Source organism: Streptomyces sp. NPDC031111, from assembly GCF_055570675.1.
The window spans coordinates 22,884-47,403 of sequence record NZ_JBVIGS010000002.1 but is presented as its reverse complement, the minus strand read 5'-3'; the positions used below and the strand labels follow the sequence as shown (position 1 = coordinate 47,403).

22 protein-coding genes are annotated in these 24,520 nt (G+C 71.9%); 10 read left to right on the top strand and 12 right to left on the bottom strand.

The window, feature by feature from the left end; all coding sequences use genetic code 11:
- Positions 1-14 precede the first annotated feature (14 nt).
- The 5 genes from ACZ470_RS03845 to ACZ470_RS03825 all read right to left on the bottom strand — a co-directional run bounded on the left by ACZ470_RS03845 (position 15) and on the right by ACZ470_RS03825 (position 4,529).
- On the bottom strand, positions 15-1,454 hold the full coding sequence (locus ACZ470_RS03845) for a HAMP domain-containing sensor histidine kinase (protein WP_468424135.1): 1,440 nt from the start codon (positions 1,452-1,454) through the stop codon (positions 15-17).
- Positions 1,455-2,180 (bottom strand): response regulator transcription factor, encoded by a 726-nt coding sequence (locus ACZ470_RS03840; protein ID WP_468424134.1) that lies wholly within the window; start codon positions 2,178-2,180, stop codon positions 1,455-1,457. It lies immediately after the preceding gene.
- Between the two features lie 73 nt (positions 2,181-2,253).
- Entirely contained in the window at positions 2,254-2,880 is a 627-nt protein-coding gene (locus ACZ470_RS03835) for a CE1759 family FMN reductase (protein ID WP_468424133.1), read from the bottom strand.
- Positions 2,877-3,980 carry an LLM class flavin-dependent oxidoreductase gene (locus ACZ470_RS03830; protein ID WP_468424132.1) on the bottom strand — a complete coding sequence of 368 codons (1,104 nt, stop codon included), beginning with the start codon at positions 3,978-3,980 and terminating at the stop codon, positions 2,877-2,879. Before ACZ470_RS03830 ends, ACZ470_RS03835 begins: the two co-directional genes overlap by 4 nt.
- A 63-nt stretch (positions 3,981-4,043) precedes the next feature.
- Positions 4,044-4,529, bottom strand: a complete 486-nt coding sequence (locus ACZ470_RS03825; RefSeq protein ID WP_468424131.1) for a MarR family winged helix-turn-helix transcriptional regulator — start codon at positions 4,527-4,529, stop codon at positions 4,044-4,046.
- Between the two features lie 103 nt (positions 4,530-4,632).
- On the opposite strand from ACZ470_RS03825, the gene ACZ470_RS03820 reads away from it, so the two are divergent.
- Positions 4,633-4,968, top strand: a complete 336-nt coding sequence (locus tag ACZ470_RS03820) for a YnfA family protein (protein WP_383346145.1) — start codon at positions 4,633-4,635, stop codon at positions 4,966-4,968.
- A gap of 30 nt (positions 4,969-4,998) precedes the next feature.
- Here ACZ470_RS03820 and ACZ470_RS03815 read toward each other — a convergent pair whose 3' ends face one another.
- A complete protein-coding gene (locus tag ACZ470_RS03815; RefSeq protein WP_468424130.1) occupies positions 4,999-5,433 on the bottom strand; it encodes an ester cyclase in 435 nt (144 codons plus the stop codon).
- 135 nt (positions 5,434-5,568) lie between these two features.
- Between ACZ470_RS03815 and ACZ470_RS03810 the strand changes: the two genes are divergently transcribed.
- Together ACZ470_RS03810 and ACZ470_RS03805 are read left to right on the top strand one after the other, a co-directional pair.
- Complete coding sequence (locus ACZ470_RS03810; protein WP_468424129.1) at positions 5,569-6,345, top strand: SDR family NAD(P)-dependent oxidoreductase; 777 nt, start codon at positions 5,569-5,571, stop codon at positions 6,343-6,345.
- Complete coding sequence (locus ACZ470_RS03805) at positions 6,345-6,494, top strand: hypothetical protein (RefSeq protein WP_468424128.1); 150 nt, start codon at positions 6,345-6,347, stop codon at positions 6,492-6,494. Before ACZ470_RS03810 ends, ACZ470_RS03805 begins: the two co-directional genes overlap by 1 nt.
- Positions 6,495-6,522: 28 nt before the next feature.
- Here ACZ470_RS03805 and ACZ470_RS03800 read toward each other — a convergent pair whose 3' ends face one another.
- Complete coding sequence (locus ACZ470_RS03800; protein WP_468424126.1) at positions 6,523-7,716, bottom strand: RtcB family protein; 1,194 nt, start codon at positions 7,714-7,716, stop codon at positions 6,523-6,525.
- 214 nt (positions 7,717-7,930) lie between these two features.
- On the opposite strand from ACZ470_RS03800, the gene ACZ470_RS03795 reads away from it, so the two are divergent.
- From ACZ470_RS03795 to ACZ470_RS03785, 3 genes are all read left to right on the top strand, one after another.
- Positions 7,931-8,740, top strand: coding sequence for a DUF3558 domain-containing protein (locus ACZ470_RS03795; RefSeq protein ID WP_468424124.1), 810 nt, complete (start codon positions 7,931-7,933; stop codon positions 8,738-8,740).
- 119 nt (positions 8,741-8,859) lie between these two features.
- A complete protein-coding gene (locus tag ACZ470_RS03790) occupies positions 8,860-9,693 on the top strand; it encodes a DUF3558 family protein (protein ID WP_468424122.1) in 834 nt (277 codons plus the stop codon).
- An 88-nt stretch (positions 9,694-9,781) separates the two neighbouring features.
- Positions 9,782-11,092 carry a DUF2637 domain-containing protein gene (locus ACZ470_RS03785; protein ID WP_468424120.1) on the top strand — a complete coding sequence of 437 codons (1,311 nt, stop codon included), beginning with the start codon at positions 9,782-9,784 and terminating at the stop codon, positions 11,090-11,092.
- Between the two features lie 69 nt (positions 11,093-11,161).
- On the opposite strand, the gene lysS is transcribed toward ACZ470_RS03785, so the two are convergent.
- Entirely contained in the window at positions 11,162-12,904 is a 1,743-nt protein-coding gene (gene lysS / locus ACZ470_RS03780; protein ID WP_468424118.1) for a lysine--tRNA ligase, read from the bottom strand.
- 151 nt (positions 12,905-13,055) lie between these two features.
- Here lysS and argS point away from each other — a divergent pair, with 151 nt between their 5' ends.
- Positions 13,056-14,831 carry an arginine--tRNA ligase gene (gene argS / locus ACZ470_RS03775; RefSeq protein ID WP_468424116.1) on the top strand — a complete coding sequence of 592 codons (1,776 nt, stop codon included), beginning with the start codon at positions 13,056-13,058 and terminating at the stop codon, positions 14,829-14,831.
- Positions 14,832-15,000: 169 nt separating this feature from the next.
- Here the strand turns inward: argS and ACZ470_RS03770 are convergent, their stop codons facing one another.
- The gene (locus ACZ470_RS03770; protein ID WP_468424114.1) at positions 15,001-15,903 is read right to left on the bottom strand and encodes an SAM-dependent methyltransferase; all 903 of its coding nucleotides are present in this window, start codon (positions 15,901-15,903) and stop codon (positions 15,001-15,003) included.
- A gap of 92 nt (positions 15,904-15,995) precedes the next feature.
- A complete protein-coding gene (locus ACZ470_RS03765) occupies positions 15,996-17,339 on the bottom strand; it encodes a helix-turn-helix domain-containing protein (protein WP_468424113.1) in 1,344 nt (447 codons plus the stop codon).
- Positions 17,340-17,552: 213 nt separating this feature from the next.
- Between ACZ470_RS03765 and ACZ470_RS03760 the strand changes: the two genes are divergently transcribed.
- A complete protein-coding gene (locus tag ACZ470_RS03760; protein WP_468424111.1) occupies positions 17,553-18,290 on the top strand; it encodes a DUF4232 domain-containing protein in 738 nt (245 codons plus the stop codon).
- A 15-nt stretch (positions 18,291-18,305) separates the two neighbouring features.
- Here the strand turns inward: ACZ470_RS03760 and ACZ470_RS03755 are convergent, their stop codons facing one another.
- Positions 18,306-21,578 (bottom strand): AfsR/SARP family transcriptional regulator, encoded by a 3,273-nt coding sequence (locus tag ACZ470_RS03755; protein ID WP_468424109.1) that lies wholly within the window; start codon positions 21,576-21,578, stop codon positions 18,306-18,308.
- A gap of 90 nt (positions 21,579-21,668) precedes the next feature.
- Between ACZ470_RS03755 and ACZ470_RS03750 the strand changes: the two genes are divergently transcribed.
- Positions 21,669-22,712, top strand: coding sequence for an NADP-dependent oxidoreductase (locus ACZ470_RS03750; protein WP_468424107.1), 1,044 nt, complete (start codon positions 21,669-21,671; stop codon positions 22,710-22,712).
- A complete protein-coding gene (locus tag ACZ470_RS03745) occupies positions 22,709-23,446 on the top strand; it encodes an NAD(P)H oxidoreductase (RefSeq protein ID WP_468424105.1) in 738 nt (245 codons plus the stop codon). The genes ACZ470_RS03750 and ACZ470_RS03745 overlap by 4 nt, the downstream gene beginning before the upstream one ends.
- On the opposite strand, the gene hemB is transcribed toward ACZ470_RS03745, so the two are convergent.
- Entirely contained in the window at positions 23,410-24,402 is a 993-nt protein-coding gene (gene hemB / locus ACZ470_RS03740; RefSeq protein WP_468424103.1) for a porphobilinogen synthase, read from the bottom strand. The two genes, ACZ470_RS03745 and hemB, sit on opposite strands and share 37 nt — an antisense overlap.
- Positions 24,403-24,520: the final 118 nt, after the last annotated feature.

The window sequence follows — 24,520 nt, the reverse complement described above, 5'->3', positions numbered from 1 at the left end:
CGCCGCACCCGCCCTCACCGCCCCACCGCCAAGCCGCCCACCGTGAACCCGGTCACCGTCCCCCCACCCTCCCGCCGGAAGGCATACGGCGCTCCGCCATGCGCCAACGCGACCTCCCGCACGATGGACAGCCCGAGCCCCGACCCCGGCAGGGACCGCGCGTCGGCGGCACGGTAGAAGCGGTCGAAGACCCGGACCAGATCGTCATCGGCGATCCCCGGCCCCCGATCCCGCACCTCCACCCGCACCGCGCCCGCCCGCACCGCACCCACCCCCACCCGCACCGGCCCCGCCACCCGAATCTCCACCGGAGCCCACCCGTCCCGGTCGAACTTCACCGCGTTCTCCACGAGATTGGACAGCGCCCGCGTGAGCATCCCCGGCCGCCCGTCCGTCGTGGTGTCACCACTCACCTCGACCACCAGCTCCCGCCCGGTGCGCCGCCGCGCCAGCCCCGCCACCTCCTCCGCGATGTCCGCGAGATCGACCCGCTGCGGCGGCTCGGTGTCGGACTGCCCGGCCGCGAGTTCGACGAGCTCGTTGACGAGGTCGGTCAGCTCACGGGCCTCCTGGGTGAGATCGGCGACGAGCTCCTCACGGGTGTCGGGCGGAAGTTCGTCGATGCGCCGCAGCAGCGAGATGTTGGTACGCAACGAGGTGAGCGGCGTACGCAGCTCGTGCCCGGCGTCCTGGACCAGCCGGCGCTGGTCCTCCTCGGACTGGGCGAGCCGGCCCAGCATGCGGTCGAAGGCGCGGCCGAGGCGCCCCACCTCGTCGTAGCCGGCGACGGGCACCTGGATGCCGAGCCTGCGCGTACGGGCGACGGCCTCGGCGGTGTTGGTGAGGACGACCAGGCGGCGGGTGATGCGCCGGGCCAGCCACCAGCCGAACAGCCCGGCCCCGACGACCACCGCCGCCGTCAGGACCAGCGTGCGCCGCTGGAGCGCCCGCAGCAGGTCCTCGGTGTCGCTGAACTCCTGCGCGACCTGCACCGCGCCCCGGCTGCCGCCCAGCGCGACGGTCGCGACCCGGTAGACGTCGTCGCCGACGTCGACGTCCAGGTGCACGACCACCCGCCCGGCGGTGGCGGCGCCCGCGATCCGGCGGTCGGAGTCGACGACCGGCAGCCCGGGGTTGCCCGGGTCGACGACGCGGCCGTCCGGCCCGAGCACCTGGACGTCGGTCCGGGCGGGCCGCACCAGGTCGTGGCCGGGCGCGGCGGAGGAGAAGTCGTGCGGCGACATCCGGTTCTCCCGGACCTCGCGCCGCAGGTCCTGCACGACCTCGTCGAAGACCGACTGCTGGTCGATCCGCACCAGCCGGGCGGCCGCGTTGTACGACAGCAGCCCGACCAGGACGGTGACGGTGGCGGTCACCGCGGCGAACGCCACCGCGAAGGTGGTGCCCAGCGACAGCAGCCGCAGCCTCCGCCGCGGCACCCGCCCCGGCGACACTCAGCCCTCCCGCAGGACGTAACCCACCCCGCGCACCGTGTGGATCAGGGGCGGCGCGCCGGGCTCGTCGAGCTTGCGGCGCAGATAGCCGACGTAGACCGCGAGGTTCTTGGAGCCGGGGCCGAAGTCGTAGCCCCAGATGCGGTCGTAGATCGTGGAGTGCTCCAGCACGACGCCCGCGTGCCGGATCAGCAGCTCCAGCAGTTCGAATTCGGTGCGGGTCAGCTCCAGCTCCCGCCCGCCCCGCCAGGCCCGGCGCGCCTGCGGGTCCATGCGCAGGCCGGCCGCCTCGAGGAACCGGCCGGGGGTCTCCGGCTTCGGCTTCGTCTCCTCCACGGGCTCGGGCGCCGGTGTGTAGGGGGCCGCCCGGCGCAGCAGGGCCCGCAGCCGGGCGAAGACCTCCTCGACGTCGAACGGCTTGACGACGTAGTCGTCGGCGCCCGCGTCGAGTCCCGCGATCCGGTCGGCGGTCTCCACCAGCGCCGTCAGCATCAGCACCGGTGTGCGGTCGCCCTCGGCGCGCAGCACCCGGCACACCTGGAGCCCGTCGATGCCCGGCATCATCACGTCCAGCACCAGTACGTCGGGCCGGCTGCGGTGGGCCTGCGCGAGGGCCTCGACACCGTCGGCGACGGCCGTGACCCGGTAGCCCTCCAGGGTCAGGGCGCGCTCCAGGGCGTTGCGGATGGCGCGGTCGTCTTCGGCGAGCAGAACGGTGTGCGGCACGCGCCCAGTGTGCCAACCGCCCGGGTCCCCCGGCCCCGGCGGACAGGGCCGGGGCCCGCTTCTTACCCGGATCTCACCCGGCGGGCCGCAGCGCGGCGAGCCGCTCCTCGAAGGGGGTGACCTCCTCGAAGGAGTCCCGCCTGGGCAGCGGGCGGGTGGTGGACAGCCCGGCCATCAGCGCCGCCAGTTCCCCGGCCGCGCGCTCGACACGGCCGTCCAGTCCCTCGGCGCCCCAGTCCTCCGAGGCGGCGTAGACGCCGGTGGGGACGACGACGGCCTTGAGGTAGGAGAAGAGCGGCCGCAGCGCGTGGTCCAGCACCAGCGAGTGCCGGGCCGTGCCGCCGGTCGCCGCGATCAGCACCGGCTTCCCGGCGAGGGCGTCGGGGTCGCTGACGCTCAGCGCGTCGAAGAACGACTTGAACAGCCCGCTGTACGACGCCGAGAACACCGGCGTGACCACGATCAGCCCGTCGGCCGCCGCCACCGCGTCGAACGCGTCGGCCAGCGCCCGTCCCGCGAAGCCGTTGGTGAAGTTGTGCGCGATCTCCACGGCGAGGTCGCGCAGCTCGATCACCTGGACGTCCGCCGGTGCGGGTTCCGGGGCGGTCGCGGCCGGGGCGGCGACCGCGGCCAGGCGGTCGCCGAGCAGCCGGGTCGACGACGGCACGCTCAGTCCCGCCGAGACGACGACGAGCCTCATGCGTCCGCTCCTTCCTTCTTCCGGGCGTCCTTCGCGCCGGCCAGCAGCGAGCTGTGGGTGGGCGCGTCCGGCACGTTCGCCGGGCGGTTCTTGGAGAACTCCTCGCGCAGCACCGGCACGACCTCCTCGCCGAGCAGGTCGAGCTGCTCCAGCACGGTCTTCAGGGGCAGCCCGGCGTGGTCCATCAGGAACAGCTGGCGCTGGTAGTCACCGGCGTACTCGCGGAACGACAGCGTCTTCTCGATGACCTGCTGCGGGGAGCCCACGGTCAGCGGGGTCTGCGCGGTGAACTCCTCCAGCGAGGGCCCGTGCCCGTAGACCGGCGCGACGTCGAAGTACGGCCGGAACTCGCGCACCGCGTCCTGCGAGTTCTTCCGCATGAACACCTGGCCGCCGAGTCCGACGATCGCCTGTTCGGGGGTGCCGTGCCCGTAGTGGGCGTACCGGGCCCGGTACAGCTCGACCATGCGCTTGGTGTGGTCGGCCGGCCAGAAGATGTTGTTGTGGAAGAAGCCGTCGCCGTAGTACGCGGCCTGCTCGGCGATCTCCGGCGAGCGGATCGAGCCGTGCCAGACGAACGGCGGTACGCCGTCCAGCGGGCGGGGCGTGGAGGTGAAGCCCTGCAACGGGGTGCGGAACTTGCCCTCCCAGTCGACGACGTCCTCGCGCCACAGCCGGTGCAGGAGCGCGTAGTTCTCCACCGCCAGGTTGATGCCCTGGCGGATGTCCTTGCCGAACCAGGGATAGACCGGGCCGGTGTTCCCGCGCCCCATCATCAGGTCCATCCGGCCGTCGGCCAGGTGCTGGAGCATCGCGAAGTCCTCGGCGATCTTCACCGGGTCGTTCGTGGTGATCAGGGTGGTCGAGGTGGAGAGGACCAGCCGCTCGGTGCGGGCCGCGATGTAGCCGAGCATGGTGGTCGGCGAGGACGGCACGAACGGCGGGTTGTGGTGCTCCCCGGTCGCGAAGACGTCCAGGCCCACTTCCTCGGCCTTCAGCGCGATGGCGACCATGGCCTTGATCCGCTCGCGCTCGGTCGGCGTACGCCCCGTGGTCGGGTCGGGCGTGACATCCCCGACGCTGAAGATCCCGAACTGCATGCCGCTCACCCTCCAGGTTGTTGACGGTTCAACTATACCCCTGGAACGGTCGGCCCTTCCGGACTATTCCACCCGCTCGACGGCGCCCGACCGCAGCCGCGCGGCCTGCTCCGCGCTGAACTCCGTCGTGCGCCTCATATGGTCGATGAACAGGGCGAGCTGGCCGTCGTCGAGGTCGTCGAAGAGCGCGAACCAGCCCCCGCCCAGCCGCTCCCACACCCGCCCGAACTCGGCGGCCCTCTCCGGCACGACCGCCACCAGCACCAGCCGCCGGTCCCCCGCGTCCCGTTCCCGGACCACATAGCCCGCCCGCTCCAGCCGGTCCACCAGCCGCGTCGCCGAGCCGGTCGTCAGCCCCGTCAGCTCCGCGATCCGGCCCGTGGTCACCGGGCCGCCCTCCAGCGTCAGCAGGCTCAGACACTGCACATCGGTGGGGTGCAGACCCAGATGGTCGGCGAGCGCCTGGTTGAACAGGGCGTGGGCGGCCATGTACCGCCGGGACACCACGGCCAGCTCCGCCAGCAGCCGCGGCCGCGTGTCTCCCGGCATGGGCAGCTCCTCTCCACTCCTCGGCGTCTGCGGATGTATCCCACCCTCCGCCCGCGGCAGGCGCCGTCCATCAGGTGACGCACCCACGTGCGAAGCTGCGCGCATGCCGATCCTCCGCTCCGCCGCCCTGTTCGTCCTCGCCGCCGTACTGGAGATCGGCGGAGCCTGGCTGGTCTGGCAGGGCGTGCGCGAGCACCGCGGCTGGATGTGGGCGGCCGGCGGCGTCCTCGCCCTCGGCGCCTACGGCTTCGTCGCCACCTTCCAGCCCGACGCCCACTTCGGCCGCGTCCTCGCCGCGTACGGCGGGATCTTCGTCGCCGGCTCGATCCTGTGGGGCGTGGTCGCCGACGGCTACCGCCCGGACCGCTGGGACATCACCGGAGCGCTCGTCTGCCTCGCCGGAATGGCCCTGATCATGTGGGCCCCGCGCAACGGCTGACGACCTCGGGCCACGACCCGGACCATGGCCTCAGGCCACGGTCTCCGGAAGCAGCCCCAGCTGCTCGAGGAAGGCCAGCTGGTCGAAGTACAGCCGGTAGCTGACGATCCTGCCGTCCTCGACGGTGGCGATGTCCACCCCGCGGATCCTGACCTCCTTACCCGTCGCCGGGAGGGTCCGGCCGTCCGGTGACGGCAACGGCCCCGTGTTCCGGCCGCTGAACCACCCCTCGTCGATGGCGGTGCTGCCCACCTCGAACGTGTGCAGCGGCTCGAACCGGGCTTCGGGCACGGCCGTCGTGATCTGACGCCAGTACTCGACGATCTCGTCCCGCCCGTGCAGCTCCCCCGCCTCGGGCGTGTGGGCGACCGCGTCCCGCGCGTACAGCTCCGCCACGGCGTCCAGATCCAGGTCCGTGGTGACCGCCGCGGTGAGCCGGTCCATGACCTCGCGCGCCTCACCCATGACCCACCTCCTGCCCCGGAGGACCAACGGTCCCATTCTCCCACCGGGCCACCGCCCCCGCCGCCGCCCGGCCGTCCCCGCCTATGCTGGCCGGGCAGGTCCCCACCGCGAACCAGCCCCGTCGAGGAGCAGCCCATGGCCACCGCCGTACCGCCCGCCGCGTCCCGTATCGCCGTCGTCACGGGTGCGAGCAGCGGGATCGGCGCCGCCACGGCGCGCGCTCTCGCCGCGGCCGGCTACCGCGTCGTCCTCACCGCCCGCCGCAAGGACCGGATCGAGGCGCTCGCCGAGGAGATCACCGCGGCCGGCCACGCGGCCACGGCCTACCCGCTGGACGTCACCGACCGCGCCGCCGTCGACGAGTTCGCCACCGCGTTCAAGACGGTCGGCGTCCTCGTCAACAACGCCGGCGGAGCGCTCGGCGCCGACCCGGTCGCGACGGGCGACCCGGACGACTGGCGCACGATGTACGAGACGAACGTCATCGGCACCCTCAACCTCACCCAGGCCCTGCTCCCCAAGCTGGAGGCGAGCGGCGACGGCACGATCGTGGTCGTGACCTCCACCGCCGGCCACGCCACCTACGAGGGCGGCGCGGGCTACGTCGCCGCCAAGCACGGTGAGCACGTGCTCGCCGAGACCCTCCGCCTGGAGATCGTCGGCCGCCCGGTGCGCGTCGTGGAGATCGCGCCCGGCATGGTCAAGACCGACGAGTTCGCCCTCACCCGCTTCGGCGGCGACACGGAGAAGGCCGCCAAGGTGTACCAGGGCGTCGCCGATCCCCTCACGGCCGACGACGTGGCCGACACCATCGCCTGGGCGGTGACCCGCCCGCCCCACGTCAACATCGACCTGATGGTCGTCCGCCCCCGCGCCCAGGCCTCCAACACCAAGATCCACCGGGAGCCGTGATGCCGGAAAGCGACAGCGACAGCGAGAAACGCCGCCTGGCCCTGGAGAAGAAGCGCGAACGCTACGTCTGGTACTACCTCGGCTACTTCCTCTTCGGCATCCACATCGTCGCGTTCGTCATGATCTACGCGGTCACCCACGCGAAGTAGCGGGCCCCCGAGCGGGGGCCCGCTGTCCTCAGCCCTTCACGCAGACGACCTGCTTCAGCTTCGCGACGACCTCGACGAGGTCCCGCTGCTGGTCGATGACCTGCTCGATCGGCTTGTAGGCGCCCGGGATCTCGTCCACGACACCGGAGTCCTTACGGCACTCCACGCCCCGCGTCTGCTCCTCCAGGTCCTTCGTCGAGAAGCGCCGCTTCGCCGCGTTGCGGCTCATCCGCCGGCCGGCGCCGTGCGACGCCGAGTTGAAGGACTTGGCGTTCCCGAGGCCCTTGACGATGTACGACCCCGTGCCCATGGAGCCCGGGATGATCCCGTACTCGCCGGAACCCGCGCGGATGGCGCCCTTGCGGGTCACCAGCAGGTCCATGCCGTCGTAGCGCTCCTCGGCCACGTAGTTGTGGTGCGCGCTGATCTCCTGCTCGAAGACCGGCTTGGCCTTCTTGAACTCCTTGCGGACCACGTCCTTCAGGAGCGCCATCATGATCGAGCGGTTGTACTTCGCGTACTCCTGCGCCCAGAACAGGTCGTTGCGGTACGCCGCCATCTGCGGGGTGTCCGCGACGAAGACGGCGAGGTCGCGGTCGACCAGGTTCTGGTTGTGCGGGAGCTTCTGGGCCACGCCGATGTGATGCTCGGCGAGTTCCTTGCCGATGTTCCGGGAACCGGAGTGCAGCATCAGCCAGACCGCGCCGGTCGTATCCGTGCACACCTCGACGAAGTGGTTGCCGGATCCGAGCGTTCCCATCTGCTTCGTGGCACGTTCCTGGCGGAACTTGACCGCGTCCGCCACTCCGCCGAAGCGGCCCCAGAAGTCGTCCCAGCCGGCCGTCGCGAAGGCGTGGAAGCGGGACGGGTCGACCGGGTCGTCGTGCATGCCGCGGCCGACCGGGATCGCCTGCTCGATCTTGGAGCGCAGGCGGGAGAGGTCGCCGGGGAGATCGTTCGCCGTCAGGGACGTCTTCACCGCCGACATCCCGCAGCCGATGTCGACACCCACCGCCGCCGGGCAGACCGCGCCCCGCATCGCGATGACCGACCCGACCGTCGCGCCCTTGCCGTAATGCACGTCCGGCATGACCGCCAGACCCTTGATCCACGGCAGGGTCGCCACGTTCCGCAGCTGCTGGAGCGCGCCCTCCTCCACCGTCGCCGGATCCGTCCACATCCGGATCGGCACCTTCGCACCCGGCAGTTCCACGTACGACATAACGTCCTCATTCCCCCGAAAGCCAACAGAAGTCATGGATCGCAAAACCGGTGCCAAGGTCGACGAAAAGGGACAACGGACCGGCGTCCACGGCAGTGCGTGCGATACACATTGTCTCCAGGGGGCGCCCCCGTGCGGCAAGCGATTAACCAGCGGGGACACTGGGGGGACCCGGCGGGCACGGCCCGCACCCACCGTCGAGAGGAGCCCGAACGTGCAGCGGAAGGCGTACGTACCCGGCGTCGCCGCGCTCCTGGCGGCCGTCCTGGCCGGCTGCACCGGCAGCCCGGACGACGGCGGCCGGTCGGACGACTCCAACCCGGGAAGCGCCGGCACGGCGACCCAGGCGGCCCAGCCCGGCAAGTACGCCACGCTTCCCGAGCCCTGCGGTGTGGTCGACGGCGAGACCCTCGACCAACTCCTGCCCGGCGTCGAGGAGATGACCGACGAGGAAGCGCGCGAGAAGGCGTACGCGGGCGAGGCGACGCTCACCTACGACACCGACCGCAAGGTGGGCTGCCGTTGGAAGGTGGAGTCGACGGCGGCGACGGACCATCTGCTGGTCGACTTCGAACGGGTCGTCTCCTACGACAACGCCGTCAGCGACGACACCAGGGCCCAGGAACTCTTCGCGACGAAGCAGGCGGCGGCACACCTCCCCGAGCCGACGGTGACGACCACGGAGTCCGGCACCCCCTCCATCAGCCCCTCCACGGGCGCGAGTTCGTCGCCCTCCGCCTCCGCGTCGTCCGGTTCGGCCTCGCCCTCCGCCAGTCCTTCCGACCTCCAGCCCCGGCTGCTGGAGGACCTGGGCGACGAGGCGTTCCTCGACGACGAGCTGAACAGCTCCGGTTCGACCGCCGAGCAGCGGACGGTGACTGTGGCGTTCCGCACGTCCAACGTGATCGTGACCATCGAGTACGCGGAGCAGCCGCTGTCCGTCGGCGTCGTGCCGGACAGCAAGGAAATGCAGGACAGGGCGCGGAAACTGGCCGCCGAGCTGGCCGACTCGCTGAGCGGCTGAGCACCGTTCACGGCCCCTTCACCCCTCTGCGCGAAGCGCGCGAAGGACGACCACACGGGTGGCTCAACGCGTACCGTGACCCCTCGGACCCCGTTCCGACCGCAGGGAACACGAGCGTCATGAGTGAAGGAACCATGCAGCGACGAGCACAGCGAGACCCGCGTCAACAGCGAGTGAAGCGCCTTACCCGCGTCCTTGTCTGCGCGGTCGCCGTCCCCTTGGTCGCCGCCGGCTGCTCCTCGGACTCCGGCTCCGACGACGGCAAGGACAAGGCCGCGAGCGCCTCCGCCTCGAAGTCCGCGAGCCCGTCCCCGACCGTGCAGGCGGCGGCGTACAAGAAGCTCCCGGAGCCGTGCGGGGTGCTGTCCAAGAAGACCCTCGAGGACCTGGCACCGAAGGCGAAGTCGGGCAAGGAGGGCAACTCCGACGATATCTCCACCCGGGCGAGCTGCTCCTGGAGCAGCCTGGACAACAACGGTGTGGACGGCTCGCAGTTCCGCTGGCTGAACGTGTCGCTGCTGCGCTTCGACTCGGACACCACCCGTGGCGCGGGCGACAAGCTCGCCAAGGACTACTACGACAAGCAGGTCCGGGACGCCCAGTCGGCGGAGGGCGCGAAGGGCACCAAGTCGGAGCCGGTCGCCGGGACCGGTGACGAGGCGACGGCGGTGCGTTACGACCTGAAGAAGAAGGAAGGCACCTTCAAGCAGCAGACGGTCGTGGCCCGCGTGGAGAACGTGGTCGTCACCCTCGACTACAACGGTGCCGGTCTGGCCGGTGACAAGACGCCGTCCGCCGACGACCTGATGAAGGACGCGCAGAAGGCGGTCAAGGAGGCGGTGGCCTCGGTGACGGAGGCGAACGGCACGGACACGGCGAGCGGTTCGCCCTCCACGTCCGCGTCGACGAAACCGTCCGATTCGGCCTCGAAGCCCGCTTCCGACAAGAGCTGAGCCCGCTGAACCAGAACCGGCCACCCGTCTCCCGCACGCATGTGCCACTCTGTTGCGCGCAACAACACGCACTGGGAGGGGAGTACGGGTGGCCGGGCCACTGCAGCTGACACGGATGCACCGGGTTCTGATCGGCGTGGTCGTCACCGGTGCGGTCATCATCGCCGGGATCGGCTTCGCGGGTTCGTACGCGGCCGTCCGTGAACTCGCCCTGAAAAAGGGCTTCGGCGACTTCAGTTATGTCTTCCCGATCGGTATCGACGCCGGCATCTGCGTCCTGCTCGCGCTGGACCTGCTGCTGACCTGGATCCGCATCCCGTTCCCGCTGCTGCGGCAGACGGCGTGGCTGCTGACGGCGGCGACGATCGCCTTCAACGGCGCGGCGGCGTGGCCCGATCCGCTCGGTGTGGGCATGCACGGCGTGATCCCGGTGCTGTTCGTGGTCTCGGTGGAGGCGGCCCGGCACGCGATCGGCCGGATCGCCGACATCACCGCCGACAAGCACATGGAGGGCGTCCGGCTCACCCGCTGGATCCTCTCGCCGGGCCCGACGTTCCTGCTCTGGCGGCGGATGAAGCTGTGGGAGCTGCGCTCCTACGAGCAGGTGATCAAGCTGGAGCAGGAGCGGCTGGTCTACCAGGCCCGCCTGCGCTCCCGCTTCGGCCGCGCCTGGCGCCGCAAGGCCCCGGTCGAGTCCCTGATGCCCCTCCGCCTCGCCAAGTACGGCGTCCCCCTCTCCGACACGGCCCCCGCCGGCCTGGCAGCAGCAGGCATAGAACCCGCCCTGATCCCCCCACCGCCCGACGCAGCCGCGGGCAGCCGCGCCGACGCAGCTGCGGGCAGTCGTGCCGCTGGGGCGGCACGGGTGGGCGCAGCGGCACCTCCCAGCGAGCAGCGCCTGGAACTGGAGGGCAACCAGAGCCCCGACCACCAGGAAGACACCGCGGGCAACCCCTGGCTCCACGCCCGCGACCCGCAAACGGTCGAATACCACGGCGGCTACGACCCCACCTACGACCCCGACGAGGAATACGCCCGCTGGGTCGCGGAGCAGCAGCACGCCGAGCAGTACCAGGACCAGTACCAGGAAGAACCCCCCCTCCAGGAACAGGAACCCTCCCCGGAGGAAACCGGCAGCTTCCCCATCCCGGTGGTCCCCGGCGGCCGCACCCGCGAGCTCGGCGAGGGCGGCGGCACCCCCACCGCCGACCCGGACGACGAGGCGTACTACCAGGTGTTCCGCCAGTCGATAGACGGCAGCTACCCCACCCCCCGCGTCCTCGGCGACAACATCCAGGCGACCTACGGCACGACGCTGAGCCCGAGCGAGCTGAAGACCCTCGCCGAACGCTTCCAGCAGCGCCACATGACGGAACTGGAAGAGGACCACATCGCGTAGGCGGCGTACGACGACAGGGGGCGCCCGGCCGACACCGGACGCCCCCTGTCGTCGTAAGAACCGAGCGGCCTACTCCCCGAGCAGGGCCCGCACCCGCTCCTGCCCCACCGCCAGCAGCAGCGTGGGCAGCCGCGGCCCCGTGTCCCGCCCCACCAGCAGGTGGTAGAGCAGCGCGAAGAACGACCGCTGGGCGGTCTTGATCTCCGCCGGCAGCTCCTTGGCCGTGGCGTCGGCGGAGAAGCCCGCCTGGACCTTCGGCACGCCGTAGACGAGGTGGGTGAGCCCGTCCAGCGACCAGTTGTCGGCGAGTCCGTCGAGCAGCAGCCGCAGCGACTGCTGGGCCCGCTCGTCGAGCGACTTCAGCAGCTCGGCGTCGGGTTCGGCGCGGACGATGGTGCGCTGGTCGGCGGGGACGTGGGTGTTGATCCACGCCTCGGCCTTGTCGTAGCGCGGCCGGGCCTCGTCCAGCGTCCCCAGCGGGTTGGCCGGGTCGAGGTCGCTCAGGATCCGCAGCGCCTGGTCCTCGTGCCCGGCGGTGATGTCGGCCACCGAGGCGAGCGTGCGGTACGGCAGCGGCCGGGGCGTCCCGGGCAGCTCACCGCCTGCCGTGCGCACCGCGCGGGAGTGCGCGGCGACGTCGGCGGGCAGGGCGGAGCCGTCGGCGACCTTGGCGTCGAGCCGGTCCCACTCGTCGTAGAGGCGCTGGATCTCCTGGTCGAAGGCGATCTTGAAGGACTGGTTGGGCCGGCGCCGGGCGTACAGCCAGCGCAGCAGCTGCGGCTCCATGATCTTCAGCGCGTCGGCCGGGGTCGGCACACCGCCCCGGGACGACGACATCTTCGCCATGCCGCTGATGCCGACGAACGCGTACATCGGCCCGATCGGCTGCTCGCCGCCGAAGATCCCGACGATCTGGCCGCCGACCTGGAACGACGACCCGGGCGAGGAGTGGTCGACGCCGCTCGGCTCGAAGATCACGCCTTCGTACGCCCACCGCATGGGCCAGTCGACCTTCCAGACCAGCTTGCCGCGGTTGAACTCGTTGAGCCGGACGGTCTCCGAGAAGCCGCACGCCGTGCAGGCGTAGGTCAGCTCGGTGGAGTCGTCGTCGTAGGAGGTGACGGTGGTGAGGTCCTTCTCGCAGTTGCCGCAGTACGGCTTGTACGGGAAGTAGCCGGCGGCGCCCGCGCTGCCGTCGTCCTCGGCGGCGGCACCGGAGCCCTCCGCGGCCTCCAGCTCGGCCTCGTCGACCGGCTTCTGCTGCTGCTTCTTCGCCGGGGCCTTCTTGGTCCGGTACTGGGCGAGGATCGCGTCGATGTCGCCGCGGTGCTTGATGGCGTGCAGGATCTGCTCGCGGTAGACACCGGAGGTGTACTGCTCGGTCTGGCTGATCCCGTCGAACTCCACGCCCAGCTCGGCCAGCGACGCGGTCATCGCGGCCTTGAAATGCTCGGCCCAGTTCGGATGGGCGGAGCCCTTGGGGGCGGGGACGGAGGTCAGCGGCTTGCCGATGTGCTCGGACCACGACTCGTCGACGCCGGGGACACCGGCCGGGACCTTGCGGTACCGGTCGTAGTCGTCCCAGGAGATCAGGTGCCGGACCTGGTGACCGCGGCGGCGGATCTCGTCGGCGACGAGGTGCGGGGTCATGACCTCGCGGAGGTTGCCCAGGTGAATCGGGCCGGAGGGGGAGAGTCCGGACGCGACGACGACCGGTTTGCCCGGGGCCCGACGCTCCGACTCCTCGATGACCTCATCCGCGAAACGGGAGACCCAGTCGGTGGTCTCGGTGCTCTGAGCCACGATCGGCACGTCCTTCTTTCTGCTCGAACAGCCGGTACGGTCGCACGGCTGACCGCTCCATTCTCCCAGCCCGGCCCGCATCCGCGAAAACCGCTTTTCACCGCGTGGGATACTCGGCTTTCGTAGCAGTCCACGAACCCGAGAGAACGGCAGCCACTCCATGGCCTCGGTCACGTCCCTCACCGACTCCGTCCAGCAGCAGCTCGCGTCCGCCCTCACGGCCACCCGGCCGGAGGCCGCCGGCGCCGACCCGCTGCTGCGACGAAGCGACCGGGCGGACTTCCAGGCCAACGGCATCCTCGCGCTGGCCAAGAAGGCGAAGGCGAACCCGCGGGAGCTGGCGGCCGAGGTCGTCGCCCACATCACCACCGGCGACCTGATCAAGGACGTCGAGGTCTCCGGCCCCGGCTTCCTGAACCTCACCATCGCCGACCGGGCGATCACCGGGAACCTCGCCGCGCGGTACGCGGACGACACGGGCCGCCTCGGCGTGCCCCCGGCCGCGAACCCCGGCACCACGGTGATCGACTACGCCCAGCCGAACGTGGCGAAGGAGATGCACGTCGGGCACCTGCGGTCCGCCGTGATCGGCGACTCGGTGGTCCAGCTGCTGGAGTTCACCGGTGAGAACGTCGTGCGCCGGCACCACATCGGCGACTGGGGCACCCAGTTCGGCATGCTCATCCAGTACCTGGACGAGCACCCTCACGAGCTGGACCACAAGGCCGACGAGAACCTCCAGGAGTCCGGCCAGGAGGCGATGTCGAACCTCGACCGCCTCTACAAGACCGCGCGGAAGCTGTTCGACTCCGACGAGGAGTTCAAGACCCGGGCCCGGCGCCGGGTGGTCGACCTCCAGGCGGGCGACCCGGACACGCTGGCCACCTGGCAGAAGTTCGTCGACGAGTCGAAGATCTACTTCTTCTCCGTCTTCGAGAAGCTGGACATGGAGATCCGGGACGCGGACATCGTCGGCGAGTCCGGTTACAACGACATGCTCGCCGAGACCTGCCGCCTCCTGGAGGAGTCGGGTGTCGCGGTGCGCTCCGAGGGCGCGCTCTGCGTGTTCTTCGACGACGTCAAGGGCCCGGACGGCAACCCGGTCCCGCTGATCGTGCAGAAGTCGGACGGCGGCTACGGCTACGCGGCCACCGACCTCTCCGCGATCCGCGACCGCGTCTTCAACCTGAAGGCGAACACGCTCCTGTACGTGGTCGACGCCCGCCAGTCGCTGCACTTCAAGATGGTCTTCGAGACCGCCCGCCGGGCCGGCTGGCTGAACGACGACGTGCACGCGTCGCAGCTGGCGTTCGGCACGGTCCTCGGCAAGGACGGCAAGCCGTTCAAGACCCGTGAGGGCGAGACGGTCCGTCTAGTGGATCTCCTGGACGAGGCGATCGACCGCGCGTCGGCCGTCGTACGGGAGAAGGCGCAGGACCTCTCCGAGGAGGAGATCGCCGAGCGGGGCGCCCAGGTGGGCATCGGCGCGGTGAAGTACGCGGACCTGTCGACGTCGGCGAACCGGGACTACAAGTTCGACCTGGACCAGATGGTCTCGCTGAACGGCGACACGTCCGTCTACCTCCAGTACGCGTACGCCCGTATCCGCTCCATCCTCCGCAAGGCGCCCGAGGGAGTGGGCCCGGTGGCGCACCCGGAGCTGGAACTGGCGGCGGCCGAGCGGGCGTTGGGGCTGCACCTGGACGCGTTCGCGGAGACGGTGACGGAGGCGGCCCACGAGCACGCCCCGCACAAGCTGGCGGCGTACCTGTACCAGTTGGCGTCCCTGTACACGTCGTTCTACGACAAGTGCCCGGTCCTGAAGGCCGATTCGCCGGCCCAGGTGGAGAACCGCCTGTTCCTGTGCGACATCACGGCCGCGACCCTGCACCGAGGCATGGCCCTGCTGGGCATCCAGACGCCCGAGCGCCTCTGACCGCCATAGGGGCGCGGGGCTGTGTCGACATGCGGCTCCGCCGCGTGGGCGCGACGGGGGTCTGCCCCCAGGGGCGCGGGGAACTGCGCAATGGGGGTCTGGGGGCGAAGCCCCCAGGGACGGGACGGGAAGGGGCGGCGGGGGCGAGAAAACTCACCCCCGCCCCACCTCAGCCCTTCGTGCCCATCCCTGCGTACACATTGATGTCGGCGTCCGTCACCTTGTTGATGTCCGCGTAGCGAACCCGCTCGATCGGATCGAGACCCTCCAGATAGGAGTCCTCCGGCCGCTCCGGCACAGGAGCGGCATGATCCGGCCGCCAGCGGTGCACCGGCACCACCCCCGGCTCCACGATGCCCAGCGAGTGCTCGGTGAAGAACCGCTCCACCTCCGCCCGCGTACGCAGCACGAACGTGAACCCCCGCTCGGTGTACGTCCGCTGCACCGCCCGCACGTTCTCCGGGTTGATGTCCTCGGTGAGGTGGCTGAGCACCACGCGGCTGCCGGAGGGCAGCGCGTCGACGAGCTCGCGCACGATCGGGTACGCCTCCTCGTCCTCGACGAAGTGCAGCACCGCGACCAGGCACAGCGCGATCGGCCGGTCGAAGTCCAGTGTCTTCGCCGCCCGTTCGAGAATGGCGGCCGGATTCTTCAGGTCCGCGTCGATGTAGTCCGTACGCCCCTCGGGCCCGCTGGTGAGCAGAGCACGCGCGTGCGCCAGCACCACCGGGTCGTTGTCGACGTACACGACGCGGGACTCTGGGGCGATGCGCTGGGCGATCTGGTGGACGTTCTCCGCGGTGGGCAGCCCGGTGCCGATGTCGAGGAACTGGCGTATGCCGTCGTCCTTCACCAGCGAATTCACCGCGCGCCGCAGGAAGTCGCGGTTGTGCCGAACGTCGAGGAAGCCGGTCGGGTTCGCGGACAGCGCGGCGGCCGCCGCCGCGAGGTCCGCGGGGTAGTGGTCCTTGCCCCCTAGGAACACGTCGTAGACCCGGGCCGGATGCGCCTTGCTGCTGTCGATCCGCCGCTGCACCTCGACGGGATCCTGGCTGAGCGCGTCACCGGTCATGGGTGTCTCCCTGGGGTCTGTCCGTGAACTCCGTCGGCATTCAACAACCTAACGCGCGAAAGGACTTGGTGGTGCCTGGTCCGTACGGTCGGCTACTCCACCTCGGTGGTTCCCTCCGGCACCCACTCCTCGCCGCCCAGCGGGAACTCGTACGCCGGGCGCCCGTTGTTGCCGCTGGTGCGGAAGGGCTCGCCCTCGTCGCCGAGGGTGAGCGTGCCGCTGCGGGAGCCGCTTGACCACTTCAGCTCCAGGTACCAACTCACGTCGTACGCCGAGGCGTCGGCCTTGACGAAGTAGACCTCGGGGTCCGACTCGCTCACCTTGAACGGGAAGTTCCGGTGCCCGGACTCCGGCGTCACCACCGGCCGCGCGGCGTCCAGGGCGACGGTGAAGGAACGCGTGGGCACGTTCCCGCCGCAGCCGACGCCGGGGTAGCCCATGGCGAAGTCGTTCCAGGGGAGCGGCGACCGCTTGCCCGCCACCCGCACGGTGAGCCCGTCCACGACCACCGTCTCCGAGCCGGTGCCCTGCACGGTGACCCGCACATACTGCTCCCCCGACGACACGGCGCGCTGCGTGGCGACCCACGCCGGCGCGTCCTGCTCCACCGGCGGCGGGGAGACCTGGGCCGGCGGCTCCTCGATCAGATACCGCTGGGAGCAGGGGTCCTGCCAGACGTACGGGTCCGTCCGCACGGTGAGCGGCACGGTGTTGTCCTGGCCCCCGGTGCCCCTGGAGGCGCTCGGCGGGGCGGCGGCGGACGCCGAGGCCGACGCGCTGGGCGTGCCCTTGCCCTTCTCCTTGGTGGACGCGGAGGGCGAGGCGGAGGGGGACGGTGAGGCGGCGGTGTCGTCCCGGCCGGCTCCGCCGTCGACGCCCGCGGCCCCGACGGGCCCCTTCCGCCCGTCCCCGTCCGCCCCGCCGCCTCCCGGGAGGTTCAGGGCGAGGGCGACTCCGCCGAGGACGGCGGCCACGGCGATGCCGGCGAGGACGGCGGTACGGGTACGGCGCCGGGGACGGGGGCTGGGTTCGCCGGTGCCGGTGACTTCGGGGACCTCGGGCTGCGGGACGCCGCCCTCGGGATCCCCGTCCTCCTCCGGCACCCCGTCCGCCTCCGGCACCTCCGCGGCCGGCTCCTCGACAGGTGCGGGCGCCTCCGGAGTCGCGTCGGGCGCCCCCTTCCGCCCTCGCGCCGCGTCCGCCAGCACCCACCGCCGGTGCAGCTCGACCAGTTCCTCGGGGCTCGCCCTACAGAGCCTCGCCAGCCGTTCCACCGGCGCGTACTCGGTCGGCACCGCGTCCCCGTTGCAGTACCGGTGCAGGGTCGACGTACTCATGTGGAGCCGTTTGGCGAGCACCCCGTAGCTCAGCCCGGACCGCTCCTTCAGCGCCCTCAACTGCCTGGCGAACTCCGCCGCGGCCGTGCCTTCCGACACCGTTCCTCCCACCCCCATGTCCCATTCCGCCATTCCAGGGAACGGTCGTTTCCCCAGGTCACAGCGGTACGAGCGTTCCAGCGTCCCGGATACCCCGCCAGAGCTGGCAGCCGGGACGGATCACCGGACACGCTCTGGTCATCCAAGCACGCCGCTCCCGGTCCCCGGTCGAGCGGCCACGCCGAAACCCGTACTCAGGAAAAGGAATTCGCCATGCGTACCTCCCGCATCCGTCTGCTCGCCGCCACCGGAGCCACCCTCGCCGCGCTCGCCCTCACGGCCTGCCAGGACGGTACGGGCACCGAGGACGAGGGCGCCGCCACGCCGAGCGCGACGGCGACCGCGGACACGCCCTCGGACACCTCCAAGGACACCTCGAACGCCCCCTCCCAGGCCGGCGGAAACGACGGCAGCGGCAACAACGACAAGGACAAGGCCGCCGGTGGCACGAACGGGTCCGGCGCATCCGGTGGTTCCGGTTCCGGCGGGTCCGCTTCCGGCGGGTCCGATGACGACGCCCCTCAGACCCGCGTCGCCTGCAACGGCTCCAACACCAGCGTCACCGCCCAGCCGGTGCCCCGCCCCCTCAACCACATGCTGATCACGGTGAAGAACACCGGCTCGAAGCCCTGCGACCTCACCTACTTCCCGGTGCTCCGCTTCGACGAGATGCAGTGGGTGCCGCAGCCCATCGAGGCGACGAAGCCGCAGGCCGTGGTAGGCATCGACCCGGGCGAGTCCGCGTACGCCGGCGTGCTCCTGTCGGCCGCCGACGGCAGCGGGAACGGCGGCACCACCGGCCACAAGCTCACCGTCGGCTTCCAGGGCCGCACGCCGAACAGCAGCGGCGGCCCCTCCGCGATCCCGTCCCTGCCGGCGAAGGGCGTGTACTACGACAGCACGCTGGCGGTGACGTACTGGCAGCAGTCGATGGAGGACGCCCTGTCCTAGGGGGTGTCTGCGGCCTCACTCGCGCGACATGCTCGCGTCGAGCAGCCGTATCCCGTCCTCGGCGGTGAAGGTCCGGCCCCGGGCGAACGCCGCCGAGAAGCCGGGCCCGCCCAGGGCCTCACGGGCGCGCTCCGCCGCACGGTCCACGTCGGCGCGTTCGGCAGGGGGCAGGGGCGCGCCGACGGCGTCCCGGACGGCGGCCGCGGTGCCGAGCAGGGACGCGGCCTCCTCGGCCCGGCCGGCCACCGCCCGCGCACCGGCCAGTCCCTCCAGGGCGAGCGCCACCGCCCGCGGGTCCCCGCTGCGACGCGCCGCCGCGAACCCGTCCCGGTGCAGTTCCTCCGCGCGCCGCGCGTCGCCGCGCTGCTCGGCGACATAGCCGAGCTGCGCGAGGACCAGCGCGGCGCCCGAGTCCACACCGAAGCGCCGGTTCCAGTCCAGCCAGGGCCGCAACAGCGCCTCGGCGGTGGCGAGATCGCCGCGGCGGCGGGCGCCGAGGGCAAGACCGTTCTCGGCGAACTGCTCCGCGGTCCGGTGCGACTGCTCCACGGCGAGCCGCCGGGCCCGCTCGTGCAGCTCCGTGGCCCATACGTCGTCGCCGGTCAGCAGCGCGATACGGCCGAGCCTGGCCAGCCGGAAGGAGACGTGCGACCACATCTGGAGTTCCTCGGCGCCGCGTACACCGTCCCGGTGGAGCCGGGCCGCGGCCGGGTAGTCGCCGGTGACCTCGGCGACCACGCCCAGATGTTCCGACGCCTGCAACTGACCCCACCGGTCGCCCACTTCGTCGAAGATCACGGCACTCGCCCCGGCGTGGCGCCGGACCGCCGCGAGGTCACCCTCGTAGAGCGCCTGGGTGGCGAGCGTGCTGAGCGCTGCGGCCTCGCCCCAACGGTCGCCGGCCTTACGGAACTCGGCGGTCAGCCCGTCGAAGGAAGCCTCGAAGGAACCCTCGCCCCCCGCCGGGTCGCCGAAGCCGCAGCGCGCGTGGGCGAGCAGCCATCTGCCCCAGGTGTCGGCCCCCTCGCAGGGGCCGTCCGCAGCCGGTTCGTCCCCGGTGAAGAGGGCGAACGCGGCCCGTCTGACGCGGGCGGAGGCGAGGGCGGGTTCGGTGCGGAGCGCCGCGGGGCCCGGCACGGGGGTGGCCCCCGGGTCCGCGCACTCCATCGCGTGCCGCAGCGACCTGACCGCCTCACCGAAACGTCCGCGCAGATACCAGTACCAGGTCAGCGCGTTGACCAGCCGCAGCGCGAGTCCGCCGTCCCCGGCCGTCACGGCGCGGTCGAGGGCCGCGCGCAGGTTCGGCGTCTCGGCGTCCAGGCGGTGCAGCCAGTGGCGTTGGTCGCGCCCGCGCAGCAGGGGCGCGGCCCGCTCGGCGAGATCGGCGTGGTGGAGGGCGTGCCGTCGCAGGGTGTCCTTGGTCTCCCCGGCCTCGTCCAGCCGCTCCATTCCGTAGGCGGCCACCGACTCCAGCAGCCGGTAACGGGGGCCCTCCGGGCCGCCGTGGCCGTCGGTGCCGTACGCCGGGACGATCAGGGAGCGGTCGACGAGCCGGGTGACGACGTCGAGCACGTCCTCGGCCCGTACGTCCGCGTCTTCCGCGTCTTCCGCGCCTCCCGCCCCTGCCGCGTCGCGTACGGCGCACACCGCCTCCGCGGACTCCAGGGTGAACCCTCCGGTGAACACGGCGAGCCGCCGCAGCACCGTCCGCTCCGGCGGGGACAGCAGCTCCCAGCTCCAGTCGATCATCGCGCGGAGGGTGCGCTGCCGTGCCGGGGCGTCCCGGCGGACCTGGTGGAGCAGCCGGAAGCGGTCGTGCAGCCGGTCGGCCAGCGCGTGCACACCGAGCGCGCGGACCCGGGTCGCGGCCAGTTCGAGGGCGAGGGGGATGCCGTCGAGGCGCCGGCAGACGAGGGCGACGGCCTCGGCGTTCCGGGGCCCCAGCACGAAGCCGGGCGCCGCGGCCGTGGCGCGCTCCGCGAACAGCTCCATGGCCTCGGCCTCCGCCAGCGGCGCGACGTCGTCCAGGACCTCACCGGGGACGGCCAGGGGTTCCTGGCTGGTGGCGAGGACGCGCAGGCCGGGCGCGGCACGCAGGAGCCCGCCGACGAGCGCGGCGACGGGCCCGACGACGTGCTCGCAGTTGTCGAGGACGAGGAGCAGCCGACGCGCCCCGAGCGCCTCGGCCAGCCGGTCCGGTACGGAACCGGTGCCCATGTCACCGCCGGGCGCCCCCGGCGCGGCGTCGTCGCGCACGTCGAGCACCGCCGCGACGGTTTCGGCCACCTCGCCCCCGGCACCGGTGAGTTCGACGAGCCAGACCCCGTCGGGGTGTCCGTCGCCGTCCGCCAGACGGGCCGCCGCCTCCAGCGCGAGCCGGGTCTTGCCGACACCACCGGGTCCGGTGAGCGTGACCAGCCGGTGCGCGCCGACGAGCCGGCACACCCGGTCGACCGCGTCCCGTCGGCCCACCAGTGAACTGACCTGCGTGGGCAGGTTCGTACGCGCCCGGACGGCGGTGGTGGGCGCGGAACCGGGTCCGAGTCCCGGATCCTGCCGGAGCATCGCTTGGTGGAGTTCGGCGAGTTCGGGTGCGGGGTCGACGCCCAGCTCCTCGGCGAGCTGCCGCCGCACCTCCTCGTACGCCTCCAGTGCCTCGCTCTGCCGTCCGGCCCGGTAGAGCGCCCGCATGTGGACGCCGCGCAGCCGCTGCCGCAGCGGATGCGCCGCGACGACGGGGCCCAACTCGTCGGCGAGCTGGTGGTGTTCACCCAGTTCGAGCCGGAGTTCGGCGAGGTCCTCCCGCGCGGTGATCCGCTGCTCCTCCAGCCCCGCGGCGGCGGCCTGGACGAAGGCGGCGTCCCGGAAGTCGGCGAACGCCGGACCCCGCCACAGTCCCAGCGCCTCCGACAGCAGCGACGCCTTCGTCCGGGGGTCGCCCTCCCGCCGCGCCCGGGCCGTCAGCAGCACGAACCGCCCCGAGTCGACCGCGTCCTCCGGCACCCGCAGCACATAGCCCGCCGGGCCGTACCCCACGAGAGCGCGGCCGCCGTCCTCGGCCCGCTCCAGGGCGCGGCGCAACTGGGACACCTTGGTCTGGAGGCTGTTGGCGGGGTTCCCCGGCAGGTCGTCGCCCCACAGGTCGTCGACCAGCCGGTCCACCGGCACCGAACTCCCGTGGTGCACCAGCAGATCGGCGAGCAGTGTCCGCACCTTCGGTTCGGTGACCGGGACGAGCCCGCCGTCCTCGGTCCGCACCCGCAACGGCCCCAACACGTCGAAACGCATGCCCCACGCTAACGCGTGCCGTCGCCCCGCGTGCGCGCTCCGTGCGCGGTCCGTCAGTGGTCCGTGCGCGCCCCCGCGCACGCTTCCCCCATGACAACGACGACTTCCCGTGAGAAGACCACGACCACCTCCCGCGAGATCCGCCTCGCCGCCCGCCCCGTGGGTGAACCGGTTCCGGAGGACTTCGCGACGGCCACCACCGAGGTCCCCGCGCCCGGCGAGGGCGAGATCCTGGTCCGCAACACCTGGATGTCCGTGGACCCGTACATGCGCGGCCGGATGAACGAAGGACACTCGTACATCGCGCCCTTCGAGCTCGACGCACCCCTGGAGGGCGCCGCGCTCGGCGAGGTGATCGCCTCCCGTGCGGCGTCGGTGCCGGTCGGTGCGACGGTCTCGCACTTCCTGGGCTGGCGCGAGTACGCGGTGCTGGACGCCGGGGCGGCGACGGTGATCGACACCTCCCTCGCCCCGCCGGAGGCGTACCTCGGCCCGCTCGGCACCACGGGCCTGAGCGCCTACGCCGCCCTGACCCGTACCGCCCCCGTCCGCCCCGGGGACGTCGTCCTCGTCTCCGCGGCGGCCGGCGCGGTCGGCAGCGTCGCCGGGCAGCTGGCCCGGAAGCTGGGGGCGTCCCGGGTGATCGGATCGGCGGGCGGCCCGCTCAAGACCGGCAAGCTCATCGACACCTTCGGTTTCGACGCGGCCGTCGACCACCGCGAGGGCCGGCTGGCCGAACAGCTCGACCGGGCCGCCCCCGACGGCATCGACGTCTACCTGGACTCGGTGGCCGGCGACCACCTGGAGGCGGCCATCGGCGCGATGCGGCCCGACGGCAGGATCGCGATGGTCGGCGCGATCAGCACGTACAACGCCACGGAACCGGTCCCCGGCCCCCGCAACCTCTTCGACGCGGCCGCCAAGGAGGTCACGCTCCGCGGGATGCTGGTCAGCCGTCATCTGGACCTGTTCCCCGAGTGGATCGCCAAGGCCGCGCCCTGGCTCGCCGACGGCACCCTGCGCACCGAGACGACCGTCGTCGAGGGCATCGAGCGGGCACCCGACGCGCTCCTGGGCGTGCTGCGCGGCGCCAACACGGGCAAGATGCTGGTCAGGCTGGGTGAGACCCGATGACGACCGCGACATCCGGAACCGCGCCCACCGGGGCCGGTTCCTCCGGGACCGCGTCCCCCGGGGCCGGGCACGCCCTCCTCGTCCTCGCCCACCCCCGTAGCGGCTCCCTGACCGCACGGCTCGCCCGCCACGTCCGCGCCCGCCTCACGGACGCCGGCTTCACCGTCGACCTGCTCGACCTCCACGCCGAGGGCTTCGACCCCCGGATGCCCCTGGAGGACGAGCCGGACTGGGCCGACCCCGACAAGACGTACTCCGCCGAGACCCGGTCCCACATGCGCCGTGTCGAGGCGGCCGACACGATCGTCGTGGTGTTCCCGCTGTGGTGGTTCGGCCTCCCGGCGGTTCTCAAGGGCTGGATCGACCGCGTCTGGAACCACGGCTTCGCCTACGGCAGCCCCGTCCCCCGCCTCCGCAGCAAACGGATGCTCTGGCTCACCCTGGCAGCTACCGGCAGGACCAGTTCGCCGACCTCGGCTGGCACGAGACGGTCACCCGCACCCTCCGCACCGGGATCTCCGCCTTCTGCGGCATCGAGAACGCGTCGGTGCACTACGTCTACGACTCGCTCAACACCGGCGAGCAGGCCCTCACGTCGACGGACAAGGCCCTGGAGGCCCTCCTGGCGTCGTGAACGCGCCGGGCTCCTGGACCGTCCCCCGCAGGGACGGTCCAGGAGCCCGGCGGCCGTACGGAGTCAGCGCAGGGCGCGGGCCGCCTCGACGGCCCAGTAGGTGAGGATGTTGCGCGCGCCGGCCCGCTTGATGCCGGTCAGCGATTCGAGGATCGCCCGGTCCCGGTCGATCCAGCCCTTCTCGGCGGCGGCCTCGATCATCGAGTACTCACCGGAGATCTGGTACGCCGCCACCGGCACGTCCACCGAGTCCGCGACCCGCGCGAGAATGTCCAGATACGGGCCCGCCGGCTTCACCATCACCATGTCGGCGCCCTCCTCCAGGTCGAGCGCCAGCTCGCGCATCGACTCACGGAGGTTCGCCGGGTCCTGCTGGTAGGTCTTGCGGTCACCCTTGAGCGAGGACCCGACGGCCTCCCGGAACGGCCCGTAGAACGCGGAGGCGTACTTGGCGGTGTAGGCGAGGATGGCGACGTCCTCCCGCCCGATCTGGTCGAGGGCGTCGCGGACGACACCGATCTGCCCATCCATCATCCCGCTCGGCCCGACCACATGGGCGCCCGCGTCGGCCTGCACCTGGGCCATCTCGGCGTACCGCTCCAGCGTGGCGTCGTTGTCGACGCGCCCCTGCTCGTCGAGGACCCCGCAGTGCCCGTGATCGGTCGTCTCGTCGAGGCACAGGTCGGACATGACGAGCAGGTCGTCCCCGACCTCGGCCCGCACGTCCCGGAGGGCGACCTGGAGGATCCCGTCCGGGTCGGTGCCCGGCGTCCCGAGGGCGTCCTTCTTCGACTCCTCCGGCACACCGAACAGCATGATCCCGGAGATCCCGGCGGCCACGGCCTCCGCCGCCGCCTTCTTCAGGCTGTCGCGCGTGTGCTGCACGACACCCGGCATGGCCGCGATCGGCACGGGTTCGTTCACGCCCTCACGCACGAAGGCCGGGAGGATGAAGTCGGCGGGATGCAGCCGGGTCTCGGCGACCATCCGACGCATGACGGGGGTGGTCCGCAGGCGCCGGGGCCGCGTGCCGGGAAAGGATCCGTACGTCGTCATACCGCCTACGCTACGCCCGCCCCACCCGTGCCTTTGCCGACGCGGAGTCGGCCCGGACCACCGGGGCCGGTCACCGGGGGATACGGTGCTCGTCGCTCGTCATCACGCCATCCCGAGG